The organism is Serratia sp. AXJ-M (assembly GCF_046531865.1).
Classification (GTDB): domain Bacteria; phylum Pseudomonadota; class Gammaproteobacteria; order Enterobacterales; family Enterobacteriaceae; genus Serratia; species Serratia liquefaciens.
In genome coordinates, this window is sequence record NZ_CP059394.1 from 4,156,270 (window position 1) to 4,182,148 (window position 25,879).

The window sequence follows — 25,879 nt, forward strand, 5'->3', positions numbered from 1 at the left end:
CCGCAATACCATCAATCAAGCATTAACCGCACGCAGGTGGCGGCCGGTCAGCAACCACCACATGGCCAACACCGCAATCACTGCAGCAGTACAACCCAATGCCCACCAGCCGATTTGCGAGAACAGGTGCGCGTAGGCCTGTGCGGTCGCTCCGGTTGCCGGATCTTCCGCTGTTTGCCCCGCGATAATGCCCGCCAGATAATTTGCTATCGAGCCGGTGGTCAGCATATAGATGCCCGTCAGTACCCCGGTAGCGCCTGGGATATTCAACCGGGTGATTTGCGCCATGGCGACCGGGTCGATGAACAATTCGGCCAGCCCCATCACGGAAAGCCCGGCGATCATCAGGAACATCGATCCCTGACCGTAGCGAGCATTCAGCGCCATCAGGGTGAAACCGACGCCTATCAGCAGCAAGCCGAAGGCGAATTTCCCCCAAATGCGCAGCGTACGGCTACCGCTGCCGTTGCCTCGTACAAGCCAGGCCAGCATCACACCGCCAAACATCACGGCAAAGGCATTAACTGACTGGAATAAAGCCGTCGGCACCGTCCAGGAAAACCATTGGCGATCGACATAGTGATCGATAAACAGGCTGATGGAGCTACCGCCCTGCTGAGCGAAAGCCCAAAACAAAGTACCCAGCAGCATCAGCATAACGATCTGCCACAGTCCACGGCGTTGCTCTCTCGTAGCCCGGATCATAATCCGCGCCACCATTACCACCGCAGCAGCACACACCAGCATCAGTAATTGTCCCGCCAGACCGTAAATAAACAGCGAGGTAAAGAACAAGGGGGCCAACAACAGCATGGCGCTTAGCCACACCCAGTTCGGTACCTTCAGGGTGTTGGCGCACATCTGCGCACGATCCACCCCGCGTGTGTGGGTGAAATGACGGCTGCCAAACAGGAAGATGGCCAGCCCTGCCAGCATGCCGATCCCCGCCAGCGCAAAACCGACGTGCCAGCCATAACGCTCTGCCGCCAGCCCACAAGCGATGGGTGCCAGAATCGACCCCACGTTGCCGGCGGCATACAGTAGTGAAAAGCCCCCTTCACGGCGCGAGTCTTGCGGTTGGTATAACTCGCCCAGCAGGCAGCTGATATTGGATTTGAACAGGCCGTAGCCGCAGATGATGATCGCCAGGGCCAGATAGAGTGAATGTGTCGAGACGGCGCTCAGACCGAGGACAATGTGGCCCAGCGTCATCAGTACCGCCCCGGCGATTACCGCAACGCGGTTGCCCAGCAGGCGATCGGCAAGCAGGCCGCCCAGGATCGGCGTGACGTAAACCAGAGAGGCATAGGCGCTATAAAGGCTGATAGCGCGGCTATCGGAATAACCAAGTTGATGAGTAAGATAGAGAATAAGTAATGCACGCATGCCGTAAAAGCTGAAATATTCCCAAATTTGTATGGCTACGACATAGTAGATTGCGCGCGGCTGTGAGGGTGTTTTCATGGTTTTCTCCCATCAGTCGGTGAACGACAAAAGGGAGGCGTAAACGCCTCCCCGTTATTTCAGTTATTTATCGTTTTTCAACACCTTCACGGTGTAACGTCCATCCGCCTGACGGTAAGCGCCGTGGATATCAGTTTCGAAGCCCGGATAATGTGCGCCGATTTCGCACAGCATTTGCAGGAACTCCAGTACCGGACGGCTTTCTTCGGTGAGCATTTCACCTGGCATCACCAGTGGAACACCTGGAGGATATGGCAGGATCATGTTGGCATTAACCTTGCCGACCATGTCTTCCAAATAAACCTCTTCCACTTCACCGTGCAGCTCTTTCTGGAACGCATTGAACGGGTTCATGACCAGGGTTGGCAGCACTTCAAATGCGCGGTACATCAGATCCGGCAGGTTGTGCTCAACCACCAGGTTGTGAATGTTCTGCGCCAGATCCTGAATGCGCATGTTTTCATAAAACTCAGGCGCCTCTTTGTACAGTGACGGCAGCATGTTTTTCACCCGCAGGTTCAGGTCGAACGAACGTTTGAAATCAGTCAGGCCGCGCAGCAGGCTGAGGGCTTTGGTTTTGTCGATACCGATGCTGAACAGGAACAGCAGGTTATATGGGCCGGTTTTCTCAACGATGATACCGTGCTCGTCCAGGTATTTAGCAACCAGGCTGGCCGGGATACCAAACTCCTGCATTTCACCCTCTTTACTCATCCCTGGGGTCAGGAGAGTGACTTTGATCGGGTCGAGATACATATGTTCATCGTCGATATTTTTGAAGCCGTGCCAGGCGTTGTCAGACTTCAGCGGCCAGCATTCAGCCTGATCGATGTGTTCTGGCTGCCAGACGTCAAAGAACCAACCTTCGGACTCAACGTTCAGCTGTTTGATTTCTTTACGGAACTTGATAGCACGTTCAATAGAGTCGTTAATCAAACGCTTACCGGCATTGCCTTTCATCATCGCCGCGGCAGTTTCGGTAGACGCCACGATACCGTAGTGCGGTGAAGTGGTGGTTTGCATCATGTAGGCTTCGTTGAAGGTTTCTTCGTTGATATCGCCTTTAACGTGGATCATCGAAGCCTGCGAGAACGCCGCCAGCAGTTTATGGGTGGATTGGGTTTCATAAATCACCTTCCCTTCCACACGGCCGCCGCTCATGCCGCATTTGCCTTTGTAGATCGGGTGGAAATTGGTGTAAGGCACCCAGGCGGAGTCAAAGTGAATAGATTTCACATCCAGCGCGTTCTTAATATGATCGGTGTTGTACAGCAGACCGTCATAGGTAGAGTTGGTGATTACCGCATGCACTGGCCAGGTCGCGTTTGGTGTTTCTTTAACACGTTTGGCGATGGTGTCACGGGCAAACTCACTCTGCGGGATACCACCGAGAATGCCGTAAGCATTACGGGTTGGGCGGAAGTAGATTGGCGTAATGTCGCTCATCATCATCAGATGGGTCAGCGATTTGTGGCAGTTACGGTCAATCAATACGGTGCTGCCGGCCGGTGCGGAGTACATGCCGACAATTTTGTTGGCGGTAGAAGTGCCGTTAGTCACCATATAGCTGCGTTCAGCGTTGAATACGCGAGCAATATACTCTTCAGCTTCTTTGTGCGGACCGGTGTGGTCCAGCAGTGAGCCCAGTTCGGAAACCGAAATAGAAATGTCGGACTTCATGGCGTTGGCGCCAAAGAAATCGTAGAACAGGCTACCGACCGGGCTTTTCTGGAAGGCGGTGCCCCCCATGTGGCCTGGAGTACAGAAGGTGTATTTGCCTTCACGCACATATTTGAACAGCGCTTTGGTCAGCGGTGGCAGGATGGTATCGATGTACTCATCGGTGTTTTGTTTGATCTTGGCAGCGATATCGGTAGCCGCACCCAGCGCATATTCAAAGAAACGCACCTGCATGCGCAGATCGTTCAGGCTGACATCCAGGGTTGAATGCGTATTGGCAAATGCATACAGCGGCATATATTCATTCAACTGGCTGATTTCTTCACACAACTCGAGGTTGTATTTATCCCAGTCGAAAATCACCCCGCACAAGCGTGCATTATTCTCGATCAGCTTTAACAGGTCTTCGCGATCGTTAGGATAGACAACGCGGAAGTCCAGGCTTTCCAATGCTTTGTGCAGTTCGCGGATAGGCTCTTCTTTAAAGTAGACACCCATGTGGTTCATGATAGCTATAACGTTCATAATCATTTCTCCAGGTAAAGCGAGCCCCTTGCCATCACGAGTGACAATTACTGCAAGGGGCTAAATTAAGAAGTGGGTCAGTACGTGCTTAGTGCGCTTTGGCCGTCGTGTTGCCGTCGAGGGCTACACCGTTGGCTTTGGCGGTCTGACGGGTATTCATTTTGCGGGCGTAGAACATCAGGATGATCAGGCTGATGATGAAGGTACCGGACAGTTCGAACGAGTCGGCACCCATCAGTGCGATGAAGCAGAAGCCACAACCCAGCACCGAGGCAATCAGGCTCAGCAGGTTACGGATATTGACACCTTCGAAGCGGATCAGATCTACGCAGGAGTAGAAGTAAGGCAGCATGGTCAGCAGTACCGCGATACCGGTCAACATGCCGAACAGGTCGGAAGCTTTACCGCCGCCGGAGCTCATGGCCGTAATCAGCACCATCAGCGCAGTCATTTTGCAGCTTGCCAGCAGCAGGCCTTTTTTCGGCACGCCGTTTTTATCGACTTCACCATAAACTTTCGGGAAGTTACCGTCGTTGGCGGCACGTACCCCAGCTTGACCAACCAGCATCATCCAGGAACCAAGTGAAGTGAGGCAGGCAAAGGCGGTGAAGGCAGAAACCATTGGCGCAGCCCAGCCACCCATGATGGTAGAGGCGCTGATAGCGAACGGTGCACCGGAAGCAGCCATCTCAGACGCAGGATACATACCGCTGATGACCTGAGTTGCTGCAACGTAGATGATCCCAGCCAGCGCAGTCCCCAGCATGGTTGCCAGCGGTACGGTACGTTTCGGGTTTTTCACCATGCCAGTGCTTACTGCGGCAGATTCCACGCCGATAAACGCCCACAGGCACAGCAGGATACTTTTGATTACGGCATGGAAATCAGTGGTACCGGAGGTATTCCAGTTAGCCTGATAGGTTGCAACGTCGAACCAATGCCAGCCTGCAGTCGCAGTCACAATCACCGGGATCAGCACCAATACCAGGCCCATAGTCGTCAAACGACTGACCCATGAACCGCCCAGCAGGTTAATAAAGGTAAACACCCAAACAATAGCAATACAGGCAATACCCGCCGGTACCGGATTATTCAGTGCAGGGAAGAAGGTAGAAAGATAAGAAACCGCGGTGATGCCGATGGCCAAATTACCGATCCAGTTCGCATGGTAATAAAGCACACCAGTTTGGAAACCAAACGCCGGGGAAATTTCACCCGCGTAGGCAATGGGACCGCCCTGTTGAGGATTTTTGGTGGCCAGGCGAGCATATACATAGGCCAGCGACATCGCACCAATAATGGATATTACCCATCCCCAAATAGCGATAGATCCGAGACTTGCCAGGTTCGCGGGTAATAATGCAATACCGCTCCCCATCATATTACCGGCAACAACACCGGTGCAGGCAATAAGCCCTATTTTCTTGGATGAAGCCATGGTCAGTTTCTCCTGATTTTGATTTCTTATAAGTCCAGGTCGTTATGCAGTTTTGCTAATGACCGGACTTGATGGTCAGGATGCTAAAGAATGGCGTCAGTAAAGTCCTAAAGATAAAGTGATATTACGGTCATGATCATACAAATGATAACTTGAGGTTTTCCATTAACAAATAAATAGCTAAACACGGCATCAAGAAAAGATAAATATCATTAAAAAACAGCATGGTAAGTGTGTTATTTTTCACCTACAAACGTGAACAACAGAGAATAAATCACCAACCGATGTATTTATTTAATTTAACAAAATCAGCACAATAAATAACACCGCCACTCAAGATATTGAGTCAGCGGTGTTATCGAAGGTTATTCGCCTTGAGTATAGTTATTGAGATAGGGAACGACGGCGTTAATTGAGGTGTGAAAAACGGCATTACTGATCCAATGCAGCGTATTTTCTCCAGGACGAAGATTAAAGGCGGTGATATAGGAATCTGCCGCCAGGTGGTTATTGCCCTGCATTTCATAAACCTTACCCAGCAAAACATAATTCATCCAGGACATCTGCAATTCGATGCCTCTGTTGATTGCCTGGTGGGCCTCATCGGTATTCCCCTGCCCCAGCGCCTGTATTGTATGGATTTGCTGAATAATCGGGCTCTCTTTTAACGCCGGCAGCGTATTCAGACGGGTGATTTCTGCCTGCAATTGCGCCAATTGTACGCCGTCAAAGGGTTGATAAGAGTTACGCAATAAATCGGCCAGCGCTTTTTCTGCAGAGAGATAAATAAAATTCGGCGTGATTTTTATCATATCCGCCAGCATATTACTCGCATGGGTCAGTGAGTCGTTATCCCCCTGAATCAAGAGTTGGTGCGCCTGATAATACTGTTGCAATGCCGGGCCGGAATTCGGTAAAAGCTGGGTCAGGCGCTGCTGCAACTGCGGCGGCCAGGGCTGCTTAAGAGCAGTAGACAGACTGCTGAGGAAATCTTCCTGAATTTTTAGCTGGTTGTCATCGGTCACAAAGTAACGCTTATCCAACATGATAGAACTGTCCGCGTTGTTCACCAGACGCACCGACAGGAAACACTGCTGAGCGCGATAATGGCGCTGATTGACGAACTCAATGGTCAGAGACTTACCTGAACTGCTGGGTCCGGTGTAGTTGTAGTTAGTCTGATCGTGCACCAGGAAGGTCGAGTAAGTATTCAGCGAGTCCGTCACCACTTCACTCAGGCCAACTACATAAGAGAGCTGCGGCGTCCAGTTGCTGCAACTGTTACCGCCCTGAATACGGATGTCGATATCACGGGGGTTCATCAGCACCGGCATGGTGGATTCCGGTATGCGCTGCGACAAGGTCGCGATGGCAACAAACACCACACAGGCGCTCAACGCAGCAAGAAATGCCAGCCATACCCAGAATGTTGATTGGCGATAAAAAGGGGGGGTTGAGGTGACCGACGGCGTTTTTGTCTTGGTTGGTTTGGGCGGCTCATAGGCTACCTCGTCTTCTTCGCTGCCGTCGCTGCCATCTTCCGGCTCATGCATGATCACCGCAACCTGCGGCACCGCAGGCGTTGCCACATCGTCCCCTTCACACCACATGACCGGTGCAGCCAGCTTATAGCCGCGTTTGGGTACGGTGATAATGTATTCCGGGCTATTGGTGTCGCCGTCTTTCAGGTATTTGCGCAGCTCGGAAATACTCTGGGTCACCACATGATTGGTGACGATGTTGCGTTTCCATACATTATCGATCAGCTCATCTCGGCTCAGCACCACATCCGGATGCCGGGCGAAATATTGCAGCATATCGATCAGGCGAGGCTCCAACGTCTGTTGGCGCCCGTCACGGCTTATTTTGTTGTCTGCGGGAGTAACTAACCATTCTCCAACGCGAAAAACAGGCTCTTGCATAGTGAACATAACTCAAAAGGGGCGTGCGGCAAGCGCGGGATGATAGCATATGCGGGTGCCGCCTGCGCCGCCTGGTCCCGATTAAGCATTCATAGCTCATATAATTCTAGAGGTAACCCATCCGGATCGCTGAAAAAAGTGAAACGTGACTGGGTGTAAGGATCGATACGCACCGGTTCGCAATCCACCCCAGCATTCTGCAAATGCTGGATGGCCTGCTCGATGTCGTCGACGCTGAACGCCAAATGACGCAAGCCGCAGGCTTCCGGACGACTGACGCGGGCCGGCGGTGACGGGAAGGAAAACAGTTCGATGGTGTATTGACCGTTGAGCGCCAAATCCGCTTTCCATGAATCGCGCTCCGCACGGTAAAACTCGCCTAATAGGGTGAACCCCAGAATATCGCAGTAAAAATGCTTACTGGCTGCATAATCTGAGCCTATAACTGCGATGTGGTGTACCTGACGTAATGCCAACATTGTGATGCCTCATTGTCTGTCTGATGAGGCAAGGTATCCGGCAGCGGCGGTATCGTCAACGGCAAAAAGCCCCGCTGGATAAGACGGGGCTTTTATTGAGCTATCGGCAATGCAATAGGTCGATCAGGCTTTAAGATCCGCCAATGCCGCACCGTAGTTGATGTGCAGCACCTGCCCACCCACCACCAATGCAGGGACGCTCTGCACCCCGGCTTTTTCGGCTTCGGCGATACGCGCCGGCGTTTCGCCCAGATGAACCACGTCCACCTGCACATCCTGGCTCAGCAGGCCCAACAACTGCTGCTCTGCGCTCACGCAAACCGGGCAACCGGCATGATAGAAAACGGCCTTAGTCATGATAATTCTCCTTGGTTCTGACTGTTGTGGGTGAACTGCGCACCCATTTAGTTTCGATTCGAAACCAATAGCACAATAAATCCTCCACCATGCCTTGTCAATATAGTTTTTAATCGATACTATTTTGCCACGCTAGCGAGGATCCCATGTTGACACTGTTTGATTTACTGGAACGACTAAATAGCCTGCAACGTAGCTGGCTGCGGAGTCATGAAGAGTTGGAAAGCCTGCCGCCGGTGCAGCTGAGCGCCTTGTATTACCTGGCACGCTGCAACCATTACTCCAATACGCCGATGGCGGTGGCGGAATATCTCGGCCTGACCAAGGGTACGGTGTCGCAATCGCTGAAAAAGTTGGAAAGTAACGGGATGATCGCCCGTACGGCAGACGAGAAGGACCGTCGCAGCGTCAGGTTAAAGCTGACCGACAAATCGCGCTCGTTGATGGATGCCCTATTCCCGCCGGCCTATTTACAGCAGGCGCAGGATGCCATGCAGCAGGACGGCGGACAGTTGCTGGAATTACTGACGCAGTTGCTGCGTCAGTTGCAAAAACAGGATGATAATGTGGCCCTGTTCGGCGAATGTCATCAATGCCGCTATCACCAGCGGCATGACGGGCAGCCATTTTGCGGCCTGACGCAGGAACCGCTGCCGACCAGCAGCGTGAACCTGATCTGCCGTGAGTTTGCTTAAGGCTGCGGTGCTTTGAGTACTTTCACCAGATAACGCCCATCTTCGGTCAGCTTCGCGCCGTGGATATCGGTTTCAAACCCCGGATAGCGCTCGCCGATAGAACACAACATCAGCAAGAAATCGAGCACTGCTCGGCTCTCTTCGGTGATCATCTCCCCCGGCATCACCAGCGGAACCCCTGGCGGATAAGGCAGGATCATGTTCGCCGCGACTTTGCCGACCAGTTGATCCAACTCGCAGGTTTCCACGTTGCCACGCACCTGCTGCTGGAACATTTGGTGTGGCGTCAGCTTCATTTCTGGCAACACATCAAAAGCCCGCTGCATCAAACCCGGCAGATCGTGCCGACAGATCAAGCTATGGATCCCGGCGGCCAGATCCTGAATACGCATATTACGGTAGAAATCCGGATCCTCGGCATACAGATCCGGCAGCATGTTCTTCACTCGCAGATTGAGATCGTAAGCGCGTTTAAAGTCGGTCAGGCCACGCAGCAGGCTCATCGCCTTGGTTTTATCAATGCCGATACTGAACAGGAACAGCAGATTATAAGGGCCGGTTTTCTCCACCACGATACCGCGTTCGTCCAGGTATTTCGCCACCAGCGCTGCCGGTATGCCGCTCTCTTCCAGCGCGCCAAGCTCATTCATCCCCGGCGTCAGGATGGTGACCTTGATAGGATCGAGATACATGTGATCGCGGTCGGTATTGCCAAAGCCGTGCCAGTTGTCGTCCGGGTTTAGCGGCCAGCACTGCGCCTCGTCAATCTCTTCCGGCTGCCAGATATCGAAGAACCAGCTATCGCTTTCTTCCCGCAAACGCTGCACCTCGCGACGGAAATGTAGCGCACGCTCCACCGAGCGGTTAATCAACCTGCGCCCCGGATTGCCACGCAGCATCGCCGCCGCGGTCTCCATCGACGCCACGATGCCGTAATTCGGCGAAGTGGTGGTGTGCATCATATAGGCCTCGTTAAAGGTACTTTCGTCATAGTCACCCTTAATGTGGATCATCGAGGCCTGCGAAAACGCCGCCAGCAGTTTGTGAGTCGACTGAGTTTCGTAGATCACTTTACCGGGTATACGTTCACCGCTCATGCCGCTCTTGCCGTCATAAATCGGATGGAAATTGGTATAGGGCACCCAGGCGGAATCAAAATGAATTGATGGGACGTCCAGCGTCTGCTTGATGTAGTCGGTGTTGTACAGCAGGCCATCGTAGGTCGAGTTAGTGATCACCGCATGGACTGGCCAACTGGCGTTGGCCGTGTCAGCCACCCGAGCGGCAATGCTGTCATGGGTGAATTCTCGCTGCGGGATCCCGCCAAGAATCCCGTAGGCATTGCGCAGCGGGCGCAAATAAATCGGCACGATATCGCTCATCATCAGCAGATGGCACAGGGACTTATGGCAGTTGCGGTCGATCAATACCGTGCTGCCGGTCGGTGCCGAATACATGCCGACAATTTTATTGGCGGTAGAGGTGCCGTTGGTCACCAGATAACTTTGCTCGGCGTTAAAGGTGCGCGCAATATACTCTTCGGCCTCCAGGTGAGGGCCAGTGTGATCCAGCAGCGAGCCCAGCTCGGTGACCGAAATCGACACGTCGGCTTTCAGGGTATTGGCACCGAAAAAATCGTAAAACAGGCAACCGACCGGGCTCTTCTGAAAGGCGGTACCGGCCATGTGGCCGGGGGTACAGAAGGTGTATTTCCCTTCATGCACGTAGTTGAACAGTGCCTTGGTCAGCGGCGGCGTAATAGTATCGATGTATTCGGCGGTATATTGCTGGATGCGCTGCGCAATATCATCTGCTGCATTCAGGCCGTACTCGAAGAAATACAGCACCATACGCATTTCATGCAGGCTAACGTCGAAGGTGGAATGCGTGTTGATAAACGCATACAGCGGCAGATACTCGTTGAGCTCGTTGATCTCGCTGCACAACTCCAGGCTGTAGTCGTCCCAGTCGAAAATCACGCCGCAAATGCGTGCGTTAGCTTCGATCAGCTTCAACAAATCGCCGCTGTTTTTGGGATACACCAGTTGGAAGTTCATCGCAGCCAGTGCGGTGTGAAGCTCGCGGATCGGCTCGTCTTTATAGTAAACGCCCGCTGGGCTCATGATCGCGATGATGTTCATCGGCTGCTCCTGTCAGTTAACCACCAAACCTCTATAACAACATGAAAATACTGCGGTGTGTAGACAAAAAAAAACCGCCCGAAGGCGGTTTCTTGCAACGCGTGACAGCACTCAGCAATAGCCGTAGTTCATCAGGCGCTGGTAACGGCGGTTAAGCAGCTCTTCGGTGTTCAGGCCGTCGAGATCTTTCAGATCGGCCAGCAGCTGCGCTTTCAGCGCTTCCGCCATCGCCGGCACATCGCGGTGAGCAGAGCCCAGCGGTTCCGGGATCACCGAGTCGATCAGCTTCAGCTCTTTCAGGCGCGGTGCGGTAATGCCCATGGCTTCTGCGGCAATCGGCGCTTTGTCGGCGCTTTTCCACAGAATGGAAGCACAACCCTCCGGTGAGATCACCGAATAGGTGCTGTACTGCAGCATGTTCACTTTGTCGCCCACGCCAATGGCCAATGCGCCACCGGAACCGCCTTCGCCGATCACCGTACAGATCACCGGAATTTTCAGGCGAGACATTTCACGCAGGTTATGGGCAATCGCTTCTGACTGGCCACGCTCTTCCGCGCCCACGCCCGGGTAGGCGCCTGGGGTGTCGATGAAAGTGATCAGCGGCATCTTGAAGCGAGAGGCCATTTCCATCAGGCGCAACGCTTTGCGATAGCCTTCTGGTGCCGGCATGCCGAAGTTACGGCGGATTTTCTCTTTGGTCTCGCGGCCTTTCTGATGCCCGATGATCATCACCGGACGGCCATCCAGGCGCGCAATGCCACCGACAATCGCTTTGTCATCGGCATAGGTGCGATCACCCGCCAGCTCTTCGAAGTCGGTAAAGATGTGTTTGATATAATCCAGGGTATAAGGACGGCGCGGGTGGCGTGCCAATTGGGCAACTTGCCAGGCCCCAAGATCGGAGAAAATCTTGCGCGTCAGCTCAACGCTCTTTTCACGAAGGCGCTGAACCTCTTCGTCCAGATTAATATCTAATTTTTCGTCTTGACGGCTGACTGCAGTCAGCGAGTCAATTTTCGCTTCCAGCTCTGCAATCGGCTGTTCAAAATCAAGAAAATTCAGACTCATAGCATTCCTATTTTAGTCAAATTCCAGTTCCACCTGCTCATTACCTACCAAAGTCCGCAAATCTATCAATAAGCGGTCGGTGGGCGTCACGCGCCAGGTTGCGCCAAAACGCAGCTTGGCCCGCGCATCTTCCCGTTGATAGTAAAGATGCACTGGAATCGTCCCCGAGCGATGGGGTTCCAAAGACTGACGGAGACGGTTCAAAAGCTGGTCATCAATTTGCCTGTCCGTCAGCGAGATAGCAAGTCCGCGAGCGTATTTTTCACGGGCTTCACTGATATCCATTAGCTCGCGGGCGGTCATTTTAAGCCCGCCGCTAAAGTCATCAAAGCTGACCTGTCCACTGGCGATCAGGATACGGTCTTTTTCCAATAAATGCTGGTATTTTTCTAACGCATCGGTGAATAACATCACCTCCAGACGGCCAGAGCGGTCATCCAGAGTACAGATCCCGATGCGGTTACCGCGCTTGGTGACCATAACCCGCGAGGCGATCACCAGCCCAACGGCGGTGGTCATTTTGCCCCGATCCGTCGGGTGCATATCTTTCAAACGCTGGCCACCGGCGTAGCGTTCGATCTCCTTCAGGTACTGGGTGATTGGGTGGCCGGTGAGGTACAACCCCAACGTTTCCCGTTCACCGTCCAGCACCACCTGCTCCTGCCAGCGGGGCACGTTGGCGTAGGATTGCTCCACTTGTTCCGGCGCTTCCGCCAGTACGCCAAACATGTCCACCTGGCCGATCGCTTCGGCTTTGGCATGCTGATCTGCCGCTTTTAACGCATCGGGCAAAGAGTTCATCAATGCGGCGCGGTGTGGCCCAAGGCGGTCGAACGCCCCGGACATGATCAGCTTTTCCAGAATGCGGCGGTTAATTTTTTTGATGTCAGAGCGCGCGCACAGATCGAACAGGTCTTTAAAGTAGCCCTGTTCACCGCTGTTACGCGCCTCCAGAATGGCTTCAATCGGCCCTTCACCGACACCTTTGATGGCGCCGATACCGTAAACGATCTCGCCTTCATCGTTAACGTGGAAATGGTACTGGCCGCTGTTGATGTCCGGCGGCAGGATTTTCAGCCCCATACGCCAGCACTCATCCACCAGCCCCACCACCTTATCGGTGTTGTCCATATCGGCGGTCATTACCGCCGCCATAAACTCGGCCGGGTAGTGTGCCTTCAGCCACAGCGTCTGGTAGGACACCAGTGCATAGGCGGCGGAGTGCGACTTGTTGAAGCCATAACCAGCGAATTTCTCCACCAGATCGAAGATTTTTACCGACAGTTCGCCGTCGATGCCGCGTGCTTTTGCCCCATCCTCGAAACCGCCACGCTGCTTGGCCATTTCAACCGGGTTCTTTTTACCCATCGCACGGCGCAGCATGTCCGCGCCGCCCAGCGAATACCCGGCCAGTACCTGGGCAATCTGCATAACCTGTTCTTGATACAGGATAATGCCGTAGGTCGGCTCCAGCACCGGCTTGAGCGACTCATGCTGCCACTGGATATCCGGGTAGGAAATTTCTTCGCGGCCGTGCTTGCGGTCGATAAAGTTATCTACCATGCCTGACTGCAGAGGACCAGGGCGGAACAACGCCACCAATGCGATCATGTCTTCGAAACAGTCGGGCTTCAGACGTTTGATCAAATCCTTCATACCGCGCGATTCAAGCTGGAAGACCGCGGTGGTCTCCGAACGCTGCAGCATGTCGAAGCTTTTTTTGTCTTCGAGCGGGATGGCAGCGATATCAATCGGCTCCAGCCCGGTTTTGGCGCGCCGGGCGTTAATCATTTCCAACGCCCAGTCGATGATGGTCAGGGTACGCAAGCCGAGGAAGTCGAACTTCACCAGCCCGGCGTATTCAACGTCGTTCTTGTCGAACTGGGTAACAGGATGCTGCCCCTCGGCGTCACAATACAACGGCGCGAAGTCGGTGATTTTAGTCGGCGCGATCACCACGCCCCCGGCGTGCTTACCGGCGTTACGTGTGACCCCTTCCAGCTTGCGCGCCATGTCGATCAGCGCTTTGACTTCCTCATCGGCCTCGTAAATTTCCGGCAGTTGGGGTTCGGCAGCAAAGGCTTTTTCCAGCGTCATGCCCGGATCGGGCGGCACCAGTTTGGAGATGCGGTCGACGAAGCCATAGGGGTGGCCCAGCACGCGACCCACGTCGCGGATAACCGCTTTCGCCGCCATGGTGCCGAAGGTGATGATTTGCGATACCGCCTCACGGCCGTACATATCCGCCACGTGCTCAATCACCAGATCGCGTTTTTCCATGCAGAAATCGACGTCGAAGTCGGGCATCGAAACACGTTCCGGGTTAAGGAAGCGTTCGAATAGCAGGTCAAACTCCAGCGGGTCAAGATCGGTGATCTTCAACGCGTAGGCTACTAAAGAACCGGCGCCCGAACCACGCCCCGGGCCAACCGGCACATTGTTATCCTTCGACCACTGGATGAACTCCATCACGATCAGGAAGTAGCCCGGGAAGCCCATCTGGTTGATCACGTTCAGTTCAATATCCAGACGTTCATCGTATTCAGGGCGGCGTTGAGCGCGCACCTCTGGGTCTGGGAACAGGAACTCCAGTCGGTCTTCCAGCCCTTCCTTCGACTTGAGGATCAGGAAGTCCTCGGTGCTCATATCACCGGTCGGGAACTGCGGCAGGAAGTACTCGCCGAGGCGAATAGTCACGTTACAACGCTTGGCGATTTCTACGCTGTTGAGCAACGCTTCCGGGATGTCGGCAAACAGCTCGCACATCTCGTCTTCGTTACGCATGTATTGCTGCGCCGTATAGTTACGTGGGCGCTTGGGATCGTCCAGCGTGAAGCCGTCATGAATGGCGACGCGGATTTCGTGGGCGTCAAAGTCATCCTCGACCAGAAAGCGCACGTCGTTAGTGGCCACCACCGGCAATCCGCGTTCAGTGGCCAGCGCCACTGCGGCGTGCAGATAGTTTTCTTCGTCCGGCCGACCGGTACGGATCAGTTCGAGGTAATAGCTGTCAGGGAAGTATTGCTGATAGAACTCCAGGCACTGCTCCACCTGCGGCTGGTTGCCGCGCAGCAGAAACTTGCCGACGTCCCCCTGGCGCGCGCCAGAGAGCAAAATCAGCCCTTCACGGTGCTCAATCAACCAGTCCCGATCAATAGTCGGACCGGCGGCACCGTAACCACGCTGATAAGCGCGGGAAATCAGCAACGTCAGGTTTTGGTAACCTTCATTATTGGCGGCCAGCACAGTGAGCTGCGCCAGCTCATCACCCAGCACTTCGCTTTGCACATGAAAATCCGCGCCGATGATCGGTTTGATCCCGGCGCCGTGCGCGCTGCCATAAAACTTCACCAGACCACACAGGTTGGTAAAGTCGGTAATTGCCAAAGCAGGCATGGCTAACGCGGCGGCTCTCTTCACCAACGGCCCAATCTTGGCCAATCCATCTATCATGGAGTAGTCGCTATGAACGCGCAGGTGAATAAAACGAGGTTCGGCCATATCCAGATACCTGAATCTAGGGGCTCAGCGGACTGAACCCGGGTTAACGCTATCGCTTGTCTGGCCCGGATAACCAGGCCTGCAGATTACAGCCCCAGCGCCCTTCTTACCGGGGCAAAACTGCGGCGGTGATGCTCGGTCGCACCCAGAGCGGCCAGCCGCTCCAGATGGAAGGCGGTCGGGTAGCCCTTATGCTGCGCAAAACCGTAATCGGGGAACACAAGATCCAACTCGGCCATTTCGCGGTCACGCGTTACCTTAGCCAGAATGGATGCCGCGCTGATTTCCGCCACGCGACTGTCTCCCTTCACGACCGCCTGCGAACGCATCGGCAATTTCGGGCAGCGATTACCGTCGATCAATACCATGTCCGGCGCGATATGCAAACCGGCCACAGCACGCTGCATCGCCAGCATAGTGGCATGCAGAATGTTCAGTTGGTCGATTTCTTCTGGCTCAGCGCGGCCCAGGCTCCAGGACAGCGCTTTCTCGACAATCTCGTCATACAGCGCCAGGCGGCGCTTCTCACTGAGCTTCTTCGAGTCCGCCAGGCCAACGATCGGCCGTGCGGGATCGAGGATCACCGCAGCGGTAACCACTGCGCCAACCAAAGGGCCACGGCCCACTTCGTCCACGCCTGCAATTAGCGTGGCGACAGGATAGATGAAGGGTTCAATCATGCTTTTGCCAGCTCCAACACAGCCTGAGCGGCCTGTTCATCGGCACCGCAACGGATGCTTTGGTGCAAGGTCAGGAAAGTCTGTTTCAGTTCGTCAGTTTGCGGGCCGTCTTCCAGCAGCGGCATTACCGCCGCCGCCAGCTTGTCCGGCACGCAGTCATGCTGCAGCAGTTCGGTGACGATTTCACGGCCTGCCAACAGATTAGGCAGCGAAACATACGGCGTCTTCACTAGCCGCTGCGCCAGCCAGAAGGTGAACGGTTTCATACGGTAACCCACCACCATCGGACATTTGGCCAGCATGCACTCCAGTGCGGCAGTACCTGAAGCCAGTAATGCCGCGTCGCTGGCAACCATCGCCTCACGCCCTTGGCCGTTCAGCAGATGGACCCGCAGCTCTGGCGTCACTTCAGCTTTGATCCGCTCGAACTGTTCGCGTCGTTTGGCGTTAACCAGCGGCACCACCAGCTCAAGGTCGGGATAACGGGTACGCAGCAACTGCGCCGTTTTCAGGAAATCGGCGCTCAGCATCTCAACTTCAGCGCTTCGGCTGCCCGGCAACAGGGCCAGACAACGCGCATCGGGTGCGATGCCAAGCGTAGCGCGCGCAGCCAATTTGTCCGCCTGCAGCGGCATGGCATCAGCCATGGTGTGGCCGATAAACCGGCAGGGAACGTTAAAACGATCGTAAAACGCTTTTTCGAAAGGGAGAAACGCCAGCACCAGATCGGTGGCTTTGCCAATTTTGAAAACGCGCTTTTGACGCCAGGCCCAGACGGACGGGCTGACATAGTGAATGGTGCGAATGCCGCGTTGTTTCAGACGACCTTCCAGAGTGATATTGAAGTCCGGCGCGTCGATACCCACAAACACGTCCGGCTTCAGATCGCTGAACCGGCGGGTAAGATCCTTACGGATCTTTAACAGGCGTGGCAGGCGCTCAAGCACCTCGACCACGCCCATTACCGCCAGCTCTTCCATTTCGTACCAGGTTTCACAGCCTTCAGCCTGCATCAGCGGGCCGGCGACGCCAACAAAACGCGCGTCGGGGACTTGCGCCTTAAGCGCACGGATCAAACCGGCGCCAAGAATATCACCGGAGGTTTCTCCGGCGACCAATCCGATAGTCAATGGGCGATTTTGCATAGGTCAGCGAATGATACCGCGGGTTGAGCGGCCAAAGAAATCCAGGAACTGCTGCACCACCGGCTGCTCTTTTGCCAGGGTTTCGATTTCTGTTTTCGCTTCATCCAGCGTTTTCTCGCTACGATAAAGGATCTTGTAGGCGTTACGGATTGCCTGCATTTGATCTTTATCGAAACCACGACGCTTCAGGCCCACGGCGTTAACGCCGAATGGCGTGGCGTGGTTACCCTGCGCGATGACAAAAGGAGGCACGTCTTGGGCAACACCGGAACAACCGCCCACCATCACGTGGGTGCCGATGATGCAGAACTGGTGGATAGCCGTCATGCCACCAATAATGGCATGGTCGTCAATTTCCACATGCCCGGCAAGCGTAGCATTGTTCGCCAAGATACAGGAATTACCCACCACACAGTCGTGCGCAACGTGCACGTTAACCATCAGCAGGTTGTCATTACCTACCTTGGTCAACCCTGTGCCCTGCGCTGTGCCGCGATGAATGGTCACGCTTTCGCGAATGCGATTGCGATCGCCAATCTCGACGCGCGTAGGTTCGCCCGCGTATTTCAGATCCTGATTCACTTCACCGATAGAGGCAAATTGATAGATCTGGTTGTCGCGACCGATTTTGGTCAGGCCATTCACCACAATGTGGGACTTCAGTACCGTGCCTTCGCCGATTTCCACCTGGGAGCCGACGTAACAGAAGGGACCGATGTGCGCACCAGCGCCGATAACGGCACCTTCTTCAATAATCGCGCTAGGATGGATAAAGGCGGTTTTGTCGATCACGGATTAAGCCTCCCGGCTGCGCGCACACATCATGGTTGCTTCGCAGACAATTTTGCCGTCAACGGTTGCCACGCCTTTAAAGCGCGTCAGACCACGACGTGTTTTCTCAAAGGTGACTTCCATGATCATCTGATCACCAGGCACGACCGGGCGTTTGAAGCGGGCTTCATCGATACCGGCGAAGTAATACAGCTCGCCCGGTTCCAGTTTGCCGACGCTTTTAAACGCCAGAATACCGGTGGCCTGCGCCATGGCTTCCAGAATCAATACGCCTGGAAAAATCGGCTTACCAGGGAAGTGTCCCTGGAAAAACGGCTCATTTACAGATACGTTCTTCACCGCACGCAGGAATTTGTGCTCCTCAAACTCGAGGACGCGATCAACCAGCAAGAACGGGTAACGGTGAGGAAGCAACTCTAAAATTTCTGCAATATCCAGAGTATGAGTGTCAGTAGTCAAAATACTCTTCCTGTCTCTAAAAACTGATGGCATCAACAACACGGCCTGCGCTGACCCCAAAAGGAGATCATCATGCAGGCCGCAAATTAACAACTCTTTGCGCTTTTGGTCTCATGACCAACGCGTTTCGTTTTGTACCCAGTCAGGCGGGCGGTAGTGATTAGTCTTTTCCGACTTTTCGTTCGACAGCTTTTAAGCGCTTGCTAATCTCATCGATATTCATCACCAACGCAGCGGTTTTACGCCAAACTTTGTTGGGTTGTAACGGAATGCCCGAAGAGTATACCCCAGGTTCGGTGATTGGTCGCATAACCATTCCCATTCCGGTGACAACAACCTTGTCGGCGATCTCCATGTGACCATTGATCACGCTGGCTCCACCGATCTGGCAGTAGCGGCCGATTTTCAGGCTGCCCGCCATGATAACACCGCCGGCAACGGCAGTATTGTCGCCAATCACAACGTTATGTGCAATCTGGCATTGGTTGTCGATGATAACACCATTCCCGATCTGGGTGTTATCCAACGCGCCGCGGTCAATGGTGGTGCAAGCGCCGATTTCGACGCGATCGCCGATAATCACCGTGCCCAACTGAGGAATTTTAATCCAGTTGCCGCGTTCGTTGGCATAGCCGAAACCGTCAGCACCAATCACGGTGCCCGATTGGATCAGACATTGCTGACCGATCTCGACTTCATGATAAATCGTTACGTTAGCCCACAGACGCGTTCCTGCGCCAATGCGTGCACGTTTGCCGATAAAACAGCCCGGGCCGATAACCACGTTATCGCCAAGGACTGCGCCCGACTCGATCACCGCATTTGCTCCGATAGCCACGTTCTGCCCCAAGGTGGCTTCAGGGGAAATAACCGCGCTAGGGGCGATATCCTGGGCCGGAGAGGGAGTGGTGTCCATCAGTTGCGCCATGCGCGCGTAGGTCAGGTAAGGGTTTTTAACCACCAGCGCCGCAGAACGGCAGTGTGGTAAATCCGCCTCGGTAAGCACGACTGCGCTTGCCTGGCAGGAAGCCAGCTGCTCTTGATAGCGGCTGTTTGACAAAAACGTGATTTGGCCAGCCTGTGCCGAATGCATAGAAGCAATGCCGGTGATGACGAGATCGCCATCACCGTGCAATTGTGCATCCAACTGCTGTGCTAAATCAGCCAGTCGAATAGAAGGCATGTTGTTATTTAACCTGTTTCAGCACGTCAGCAGTAATGTCTTTAGAAGAACCTGCGTAGGCAACGGCGTTAGCATCGATCACTACGTCATAGCCTTCTTTGCTGGCAACAGATTTCACAGCGTCCTGAATACGGCTCAGGATTTTGTTACGCTCTTCCATCTGGCGGCGACGGTTGTCCTGCTCAAAAGCCTGGGCTTTCTGAGAGAACTGCTCGCGCTGTGCCATCACGTCTTTTTCAAGCTTGCTGCGATCGCTGGCTTTCATGGTAGCGCCATCACGCTGCAGACGTTGCATTTTGGTCTGAAGGCTACGCTCCATGTTCTGAAGCTCACCCGCACGGCCTTTAAACTCGTTTTCCAGCTGTTTAGCTACGGTTTCACGAGCCGGCAACTGTTGGAAAATGCTGGAGACGTTAACTACAGCGATCTTATCTGCTGCCTGAACGCCAGCTGAAGCAGCCATTGCTAAACCGAGGCCTGCGGCACACAACCACTTTTTCACTATAAACTCCTTACCATCACCCATTTGTGCCATATGACACTTGAAGTACACAATCTGCCAGACTTATCCCGCAAAACAATGAGAATCATCTCTGTGTTTTGGCAGGCGCCTGGCATTTGCGATTCTTAATAACTGCTTATGCCCAGAAGCTCGACCTGTTACCAGGTCTTACCAATGTTAAATTGGAACTGTTCGGACTTGTCGCCTTCGTATTTCTTGATCGGGTTGGCATAAGAGAACACCAATGGCCCCAAAGGTGACATCCACTGCAAGGCGATACCGGCAGAAACGCGGATATTGCTCGCTTTACTGTAGTCCGGAATATCGTACATGCTGGTCTGAGAGTTCTGCCAGTTGGTATCCCATACGGTACCCGCATCCATGAACAGGGAAGTACGCACTGAGTTGGCGTATTTCTCGCTGATGAATGGCGTTGGCGTAATCAGCTCCATACTGGCGACGGCCATGGCGTTACCACCGACCGCATCGTCCGAATTACAAATCGTCGCGCCATTGCTGCAGCTATACGAGTTGGAATTGTAGTACGCCGCTTTTGGACCGATGGTGTTCGAACCGAAACCACGCACGGTGCTGGAGCCGCCGGCGTAGAAGTTCTCGTAGAACGGCATCTCTTTGCCGCCCAGACCATCCGCATAACCCAGACGACCACGCCCCAACAGCACCCAGGTACGATCGTCGTTGATTGGGACGTATTGCACGCTGTCCAGCGTCAGCTTGTAGTATTCGTTATCCGACCCTGGAATGGTCACTTTACCATTCAGGGTGGTACGGTTACCCGACGTTGGGAAATAACCACGGTCCAGGTTGTTGTAGGTCCAACCCAGGTTCAGCGTGAAGTCGTCCGCAGAGTAGCTGGCACGGTCAGTCTTGTTCGGATCCAGACCCATGGAGTCCAGATAACGCCACATGGCAACCTGCGGCTGCATGTTGGACAGGCCGTTATGTACGTAACCCAAACCGGTACGCAACGAGTTGTTTTCGTTGATCGGGAAGCCCAAGGTACCGTCTATGCCGTAACTCTTGTTGGTATAGTCGGACAGGTCCGCGTCATCCGCTTTAAAGTCGTTGTAGAAGATACGCCCACCCAAACTCACACCGTCAACGGTGAAGTACGGGTTGGTTACCGACAGTTCGGTGTAAGTCTGGTAGTCGTTTTTGGTGCCGCTGATACCGACGGAATAGCCAGTACCCAGCCAGTTGTCCTGCTGGACCCCCGCCTGGAAGCTCACGCCGCTCTCGGTGCCGTAGCCGACGCCGAAGTTGAAGGTACCGGTGTTACGCTCTTTCACTTTGTAAGTGACGTCTACCTGATCCGCAGTGCCAGGCACGCGCTGGGTTTCCACATCTACCGTTTCAAAATAACCCAAACGGTTCAGACGTTCTTTACCCTGCTCGACCTGAGCGTTGCCCAGCCACGCACCTTCCATCTGACGCATTTCACGGCGCAGTACGGAGTCTTTACTGGTGTCGTTGCCTTCGAACTTGATGCGACGCACATAGAAACGGTTACCCGCATCAATGTTTACGTGCAGCTTCACGGTTTTATCCGCGTCGTTGATTTCAGGTTGCGTAGCAACACGCGGGTAGGCATAACCGTAACGGCCCAACATCGTTTTGATGTTGTCTTCCATTTTGGTCACTTTGCTGCCGTTATACAGCTCACCCGGTTCAATCTTGGTCAACTGGGCGACTTCCGCCGAATGACCGGCCAGATTGCCGTTAACCATCACGCCGGTGAGCTTGTACTGCTCGCCTTCAGTGATGTTGATGGTGATGTAGATGCCTTTTTTGTCCGGCGTCAGGCTGACCTGAGTCGAATCGATATTAAAGCGCGCGTAGCCGCGGTCCAGATAGAAACTGCGCAGGGTTTCGAGGTCACCCGCCAGCTTTTGTTTCTGGTATTTGCGATCGCCAACCAGGTTCCACCACGGCACTTCATCACGCAGTTGGAAGCGTGAAATCAGCTCATCGTTAGTGAAGGCATGGTTGCCGACAATGTTGATTTGTTGAATCTTGGCGGAGACCCCTTCCGTGAACACCAGTTTCAGGTCAACACGGTTACGCGGCAACGGCGTGACAACGGCTTTCACCGAGGCGCTGTATTTACCGACGCTGTAATAGAAGTCTTCCAGCCCTTTTTCAATGCTGGATATCGTGGTGCGGTCGAGCGCTTCGCCAACCCGAACGCCAGAGGCCTCCAGGTTTTGCTTGAGCATGTCATCCTTCACCGACTTGTTGCCGGAGAAAGTGATGCTGGCAATGGTAGGGCGTTCCTTAACCTGAACAATCAGCGTATTACCATCGCGCAGCACGCGAACGTCCTCGAAGTTGCCAGTGGCAAACAAGGCACGGATGGTATTACTGATATCATCGTCAGAGACGGTATCGCCTACGCGAACCGGCATGTTGAGTAACGCCGCACCGACGGCGACTCGCTGCAGGCCTTCGAAATGAATATCTTTCACTACGAACCCGTCTGCACCGTATACGGTGGCGCTGCCAAACAGCAGCGACGCTATGAGCAACTTTTTCATCGCCATCGTTGTTATGCGTTCTTCCTAACCTATCCCCGCCCCTAAAGGCGAGAAAAATCATTGAAAAGTGCAAGACCCATTAAAAGCACCAACACGATCGAACCTATGCGGTAACTGTAGTCCTGTACTCGCTCGGAAACCGGCCCACCCTTCAGCTTTTCTATCGCCAGGAAGAGGAGATGCCCACCATCTAACACCGGTAATGGGAACAGGTTGATGATACCCAGGTTGACACTGATCAACGCCAGGAACATCAGATAATACACTAACCCGACCCCGGCTGACGCCCCTGCTCCCTGTGCAATCGAAATCGGGCCACTCAGGTTGTTCAGCTTTACATCACCGGTTATTAATTTACCCAGCATTTTGACCGTGAGGCTCATTAGCTGCCAGGTCTTGTCCCCAGCCTGATACAGCGCTGGGAAAGGTCCATACTGACGAATCGTTTTATACTCGTCCGGCAGCGGCAGCACTTTCGGAATGATGCCGGCGAAACCCACCGATTTGTCTTTTCCCACCGGCTTTGTATCCGGTATCAGCGTCAAAGACAAGGGGGCGCCGTTTCTTTCAATCTCTAAAACCAGCGGTTGCCCAGGGCCGTTGTGGATCCGTTTAACCAACGTTTGCCAACGACCCAATAGCTGACCGTCGACTTTAACGATCCTGTCCCCCGCTTGTAAACCCGCCTTTTGTGCCGCCGACCCCGGCTGCACTTCGGCAAGGACAGATTCTATCTGTGGGCCGCGCGGAATAATACCCAACGCCACCACGGGATCTTGTTTGTCCGGCTCGAAATTCCACTGGCGCAAATCCAGGGTTTTAGTCACCACCTGAGAAGAGCCAAACGGCGCGATACCCACTTCGGTTTCCGCGTCGCCGATCTTCGCCACCAGCGCCAGACGAACTGATTCCCAATCAGGCGTTTCGATACCGTCAACGGACTTAAGTTCCATTCCAGGCGAAATTTCAGCGTGGGCAGCAATCGACTGTGGCGATATTTCACCAATCACAGGACGGAAGCTGGGAACGCCGATAATAAATACCAGCCAGTAAGCAAGAATAGCAAACAGGAAGTTGGCGATAGGGCCGGCACTGACGATAGCGGCGCGTTGCCACACGGTTTTGTTGTTAAATGCCTGATGGCGGAATTCCGGTGCAACCGAATCAACCCGCTCATCGAGCATCTTCACGTAACCGCCCAGAGGGATCAGGGCAATCACGTACTCCGTCCCCTGACGGTCAGTACGGCGCCATAAGGCGCGGCCAAAGCCGATGGAAAAGCGTTCTACACGGACGCCGCAGCGACGGGCTACCCAAAAGTGCCCGAACTCGTGCACGGTGATCAAAACACCGAGTGCAATAAGAAATGCGACTAAGTTCCAGAGCACGCTACCCATAATCCCTTCACTCCCCGTCGTTGACGGATTAAAACACTAACAGCATCAGGCAGGCAAATACAGGCACTGCTGCGGTCAGGCTGTCGATACGATCCAGTATACCGCCATGACCCGGTATCAAATGACCACTGTCTTTGATACCCGCTTCGCGTTTGAACATGCTCTCGGTAAGATCACCCAGCACGGAAGCCAGTGCGGCAATCACCGAACAAATCAGTAAGGTGGTCGGCACGATATTCAACGGGGCGTAACGGCCAAACAACCAGGATATCAGGGCCGAGGTAATCAAACCACCGATGAGCCCTTCCCAGGTTTTCCCCGGAGAAACTTTTGGCGCCAGCTTATGCTTGCCGAACAGCTTGCCGAACATGTAGGCGCCGGAATCCGCGCCCCAAACCAGCAACATCACATACAGCAGCCACCAGGAGCCGGTGAAGTGGTTTTGTTCATAGCCGAACTGACGCAACGACAGCATGCCCCAGAAGAACGGAACTATGGTCAGCAAACCAAAAATCAGACGTATTGGACGCGAATTACGCCACAGCGCGGCAGACCCCGGATAAAACAGCACCAGCAGCAGCGCCGCCAACCACCAGACCAGTGACAGCCACAGCGGCCCGCCTACCTGAGGCAGGTGAACCGACTGGTGGTAGGCCGGAATGCTGAGCATCATCAGCGCCAGCAGGAAGCCGCACAATATCGCCAGCCAGATGCGCTGCGAGCGGGAGGTAAAACCGGCCAGTTGGCCCCACTCCCAGGCTGCCAGCATGCACACAACCAGCGTTACCAGGGCAAAGCCCACCGGCGGCAGCAAGAACAACGCCGCGATAACAATCGGGATTAAAATCAGAGCCGTTATGAGGCGATACTTCAGCAAAAGTTCCCCCTAGGACGCATTGGCGCCGATAGGTGTTGTTCCCCCGAAGCGACGCTCGCGTTGTGCAAATGCATTCAGCGCACCTTCAAAGACAAGTTCATCAAAATCAGGCCAGAGTACATCAGTAAAGTAAAGTTCGGCATAAGCAATTTGCCACAGTAAGAAGTTACTGATGCGGTGTTCACCGCCCGTACGGATCACCAGATCCACCGGTGACAGATCGCTCATGCAGACCCGCTCACCCAGTAATTCTTCGCTAATTTGATCCGGACGCAGCGAACCGTCCTTCACCTGCTCAGCCAGTTCCCTTACTCCCTGAATAATATCCCAACGGCCGCCATAGTTGGCAGCAATGTTGAGCGTCAGGCCATCGTTATTTTCAGTCAGTTGCTCAGAGCGACGGATCCGCTCTTGCAAACGCGCGCTGAAACGGCTGATATCGCCGATCACCCGCAGTCTGACGTTATGTTTATGCAGGCTTTTTACTTCGCTGTCCAAGGCTCGGACGAAAAGCTCCATGAGGGCGGAGACTTCCTGCACCGGACGGTTCCAGTTCTCGCTGCTGAAGGCATAAAGCGTGAGCGCATCTAAATGGTTGTTGGCGGCAAAACTGACCGCGCGACGAACCGATTTCACCCCTGCTTTATGACCGAAGACACGTAACTTACCCTGACGTTTAGCCCAGCGCCCGTTACCGTCCATGATAATGGCAACATGCCGTGGCCCCAGAGTGGACGGATTAGCCTCTTGTTGATTTGCGGACGACATAACTCGTACTTATTTCCTCAATAGAAATACAACTGCCCTTCCGGAACATCAGGCCCTTACGCGCAAAAAAAGCCGTGTGCCCGACACGGCTTTTCAGTCTGCCTGGAGACAGTCGGTAATTTCCGCTGCTCCGTTGGCGTTCGAGATATCAATCGGGCCAGAATTCAACGGTATAACCGCTGACAAGTGGCGCAGACTATATCACCTCAGCCGGGCCTGAACAAACGGCCCCACTGCGGCACGCGTAA

General features: G+C 54.1%; 20 protein-coding genes. 1 reads left to right on the forward strand and 19 read right to left on the reverse strand.

Features of this window, described 5'->3' with window-relative positions; translation table 11 throughout:
* Positions 1-15: 15 nt before the first annotated feature.
* From dtpD to H0S68_RS19550, 6 genes are all read right to left on the reverse strand, one after another.
* Positions 16-1,464: a dipeptide permease DtpD gene (gene dtpD / locus H0S68_RS19525; RefSeq protein ID WP_048759154.1), complete on the reverse strand. Its 1,449-nt coding sequence runs from the start codon at positions 1,462-1,464 to the stop codon at positions 16-18.
* Between the two features lie 63 nt (positions 1,465-1,527).
* Entirely contained in the window at positions 1,528-3,669 is a 2,142-nt protein-coding gene (locus H0S68_RS19530; RefSeq protein WP_020828344.1) for a lysine decarboxylase CadA, read from the reverse strand.
* 88 nt (positions 3,670-3,757) lie between these two features.
* Positions 3,758-5,107 carry a cadaverine/lysine antiporter gene (gene cadB / locus H0S68_RS19535; protein ID WP_262256114.1) on the reverse strand — a complete coding sequence of 450 codons (1,350 nt, stop codon included), beginning with the start codon at positions 5,105-5,107 and terminating at the stop codon, positions 3,758-3,760.
* Between the two features lie 365 nt (positions 5,108-5,472).
* Positions 5,473-7,029, reverse strand: a complete 1,557-nt coding sequence (cadC, locus tag H0S68_RS19540; protein ID WP_410528971.1) for a lysine decarboxylation/transport transcriptional activator CadC — start codon at positions 7,027-7,029, stop codon at positions 5,473-5,475.
* A gap of 89 nt (positions 7,030-7,118) precedes the next feature.
* A complete protein-coding gene (locus H0S68_RS19545) occupies positions 7,119-7,508 on the reverse strand; it encodes a VOC family protein (RefSeq protein WP_048759156.1) in 390 nt (129 codons plus the stop codon).
* Between the two features lie 123 nt (positions 7,509-7,631).
* Positions 7,632-7,865 (reverse strand): glutaredoxin family protein, encoded by a 234-nt coding sequence (locus tag H0S68_RS19550; protein WP_129941008.1) that lies wholly within the window; start codon positions 7,863-7,865, stop codon positions 7,632-7,634.
* Positions 7,866-8,014: 149 nt separating this feature from the next.
* Here H0S68_RS19550 and H0S68_RS19555 point away from each other — a divergent pair, with 149 nt between their 5' ends.
* Positions 8,015-8,560 carry a MarR family winged helix-turn-helix transcriptional regulator gene (locus H0S68_RS19555; RefSeq protein WP_116691874.1) on the forward strand — a complete coding sequence of 182 codons (546 nt, stop codon included), beginning with the start codon at positions 8,015-8,017 and terminating at the stop codon, positions 8,558-8,560.
* On the opposite strand, the gene H0S68_RS19560 is transcribed toward H0S68_RS19555, so the two are convergent.
* The 13 genes from H0S68_RS19560 to ispU form a co-directional block, all read right to left on the reverse strand.
* Positions 8,557-10,701, reverse strand: a complete 2,145-nt coding sequence (locus tag H0S68_RS19560) for a lysine decarboxylase LdcC (RefSeq protein ID WP_122080072.1) — start codon at positions 10,699-10,701, stop codon at positions 8,557-8,559. The genes H0S68_RS19555 and H0S68_RS19560 overlap by 4 nt on opposite strands.
* Before the next feature lie 111 nt (positions 10,702-10,812).
* Positions 10,813-11,772, reverse strand: a complete 960-nt coding sequence (gene accA / locus H0S68_RS19565; protein WP_020828351.1) for an acetyl-CoA carboxylase carboxyl transferase subunit alpha — start codon at positions 11,770-11,772, stop codon at positions 10,813-10,815.
* Between the two features lie 12 nt (positions 11,773-11,784).
* Positions 11,785-15,273 (reverse strand): DNA polymerase III subunit alpha, encoded by a 3,489-nt coding sequence (dnaE, locus tag H0S68_RS19570; protein WP_020828352.1) that lies wholly within the window; start codon positions 15,271-15,273, stop codon positions 11,785-11,787.
* An 86-nt stretch (positions 15,274-15,359) separates the two neighbouring features.
* A complete protein-coding gene (gene rnhB, locus H0S68_RS19575) occupies positions 15,360-15,953 on the reverse strand; it encodes a ribonuclease HII (RefSeq protein WP_020828353.1) in 594 nt (197 codons plus the stop codon).
* Complete coding sequence (gene lpxB, locus H0S68_RS19580; protein ID WP_410528972.1) at positions 15,950-17,098, reverse strand: lipid-A-disaccharide synthase; 1,149 nt, start codon at positions 17,096-17,098, stop codon at positions 15,950-15,952. Before lpxB ends, rnhB begins: the two co-directional genes overlap by 4 nt.
* Before the next feature lie 3 nt (positions 17,099-17,101).
* Positions 17,102-17,890, reverse strand: a complete 789-nt coding sequence (gene lpxA, locus H0S68_RS19585; RefSeq protein WP_020828355.1) for an acyl-ACP--UDP-N-acetylglucosamine O-acyltransferase — start codon at positions 17,888-17,890, stop codon at positions 17,102-17,104.
* Positions 17,891-17,893: 3 nt separating this feature from the next.
* Positions 17,894-18,349, reverse strand: a complete 456-nt coding sequence (fabZ, locus tag H0S68_RS19590; RefSeq protein WP_017893789.1) for a 3-hydroxyacyl-ACP dehydratase FabZ — start codon at positions 18,347-18,349, stop codon at positions 17,894-17,896.
* 160 nt (positions 18,350-18,509) lie between these two features.
* On the reverse strand, positions 18,510-19,532 hold the full coding sequence (gene lpxD / locus H0S68_RS19595) for a UDP-3-O-(3-hydroxymyristoyl)glucosamine N-acyltransferase (protein ID WP_020828356.1): 1,023 nt from the start codon (positions 19,530-19,532) through the stop codon (positions 18,510-18,512).
* Positions 19,533-19,536: 4 nt separating this feature from the next.
* Positions 19,537-20,034 (reverse strand): molecular chaperone Skp, encoded by a 498-nt coding sequence (skp, locus tag H0S68_RS19600; protein WP_020828357.1) that lies wholly within the window; start codon positions 20,032-20,034, stop codon positions 19,537-19,539.
* Positions 20,035-20,192: 158 nt separating this feature from the next.
* Entirely contained in the window at positions 20,193-22,595 is a 2,403-nt protein-coding gene (gene bamA / locus H0S68_RS19605; protein ID WP_122080076.1) for an outer membrane protein assembly factor BamA, read from the reverse strand.
* A 35-nt stretch (positions 22,596-22,630) separates the two neighbouring features.
* The gene (rseP, locus tag H0S68_RS19610; protein ID WP_130016976.1) at positions 22,631-23,986 is read right to left on the reverse strand and encodes a sigma E protease regulator RseP; all 1,356 of its coding nucleotides are present in this window, start codon (positions 23,984-23,986) and stop codon (positions 22,631-22,633) included.
* A gap of 28 nt (positions 23,987-24,014) precedes the next feature.
* Complete coding sequence (gene cdsA, locus H0S68_RS19615; protein ID WP_116691861.1) at positions 24,015-24,863, reverse strand: phosphatidate cytidylyltransferase; 849 nt, start codon at positions 24,861-24,863, stop codon at positions 24,015-24,017.
* A 9-nt stretch (positions 24,864-24,872) separates the two neighbouring features.
* Entirely contained in the window at positions 24,873-25,631 is a 759-nt protein-coding gene (gene ispU, locus H0S68_RS19620) for a (2E,6E)-farnesyl-diphosphate-specific ditrans,polycis-undecaprenyl-diphosphate synthase (RefSeq protein WP_020828361.1), read from the reverse strand.
* Positions 25,632-25,879 lie beyond the last annotated feature (248 nt).

Coding starts and splice junctions, on each gene's coding strand:
- dtpD (WP_048759154.1), bottom strand. CDS start 1,464: ATGAAAACACCCTCACAGCCGCGCGCAATCTACTATGTCGTAGCCATA.
- H0S68_RS19530 (WP_020828344.1), bottom strand. CDS start 3,669: ATGAACGTTATAGCTATCATGAACCACATGGGTGTCTACTTTAAAGAA.
- cadB (WP_262256114.1), bottom strand. CDS start 5,107: ATGGCTTCATCCAAGAAAATAGGGCTTATTGCCTGCACCGGTGTTGTT.
- cadC (WP_410528971.1), bottom strand. CDS start 7,029: ATGCAAGAGCCTGTTTTTCGCGTTGGAGAATGGTTAGTTACTCCCGCA.
- H0S68_RS19545 (WP_048759156.1), bottom strand. CDS start 7,508: ATGTTGGCATTACGTCAGGTACACCACATCGCAGTTATAGGCTCAGAT.
- H0S68_RS19550 (WP_129941008.1), bottom strand. CDS start 7,865: ATGACTAAGGCCGTTTTCTATCATGCCGGTTGCCCGGTTTGCGTGAGC.
- H0S68_RS19560 (WP_122080072.1), bottom strand. CDS start 10,701: ATGAACATCATCGCGATCATGAGCCCAGCGGGCGTTTACTATAAAGAC.
- accA (WP_020828351.1), bottom strand. CDS start 11,772: ATGAGTCTGAATTTTCTTGATTTTGAACAGCCGATTGCAGAGCTGGAA.
- dnaE (WP_020828352.1), bottom strand. CDS start 15,273: ATGGCCGAACCTCGTTTTATTCACCTGCGCGTTCATAGCGACTACTCC.
- rnhB (WP_020828353.1), bottom strand. CDS start 15,953: ATGATTGAACCCTTCATCTATCCTGTCGCCACGCTAATTGCAGGCGTG.
- lpxB (WP_410528972.1), bottom strand. CDS start 17,098: ATGCAAAATCGCCCATTGACTATCGGATTGGTCGCCGGAGAAACCTCC.
- lpxD (WP_020828356.1), bottom strand. CDS start 19,532: ATGCCTTCTATTCGACTGGCTGATTTAGCACAGCAGTTGGATGCACAA.
- bamA (WP_122080076.1), bottom strand. CDS start 22,595: ATGGCGATGAAAAAGTTGCTCATAGCGTCGCTGCTGTTTGGCAGCGCC.
- rseP (WP_130016976.1), bottom strand. CDS start 23,986: ATGGGTAGCGTGCTCTGGAACTTAGTCGCATTTCTTATTGCACTCGGT.
- ispU (WP_020828361.1), bottom strand. CDS start 25,631: ATGTCGTCCGCAAATCAACAAGAGGCTAATCCGTCCACTCTGGGGCCA.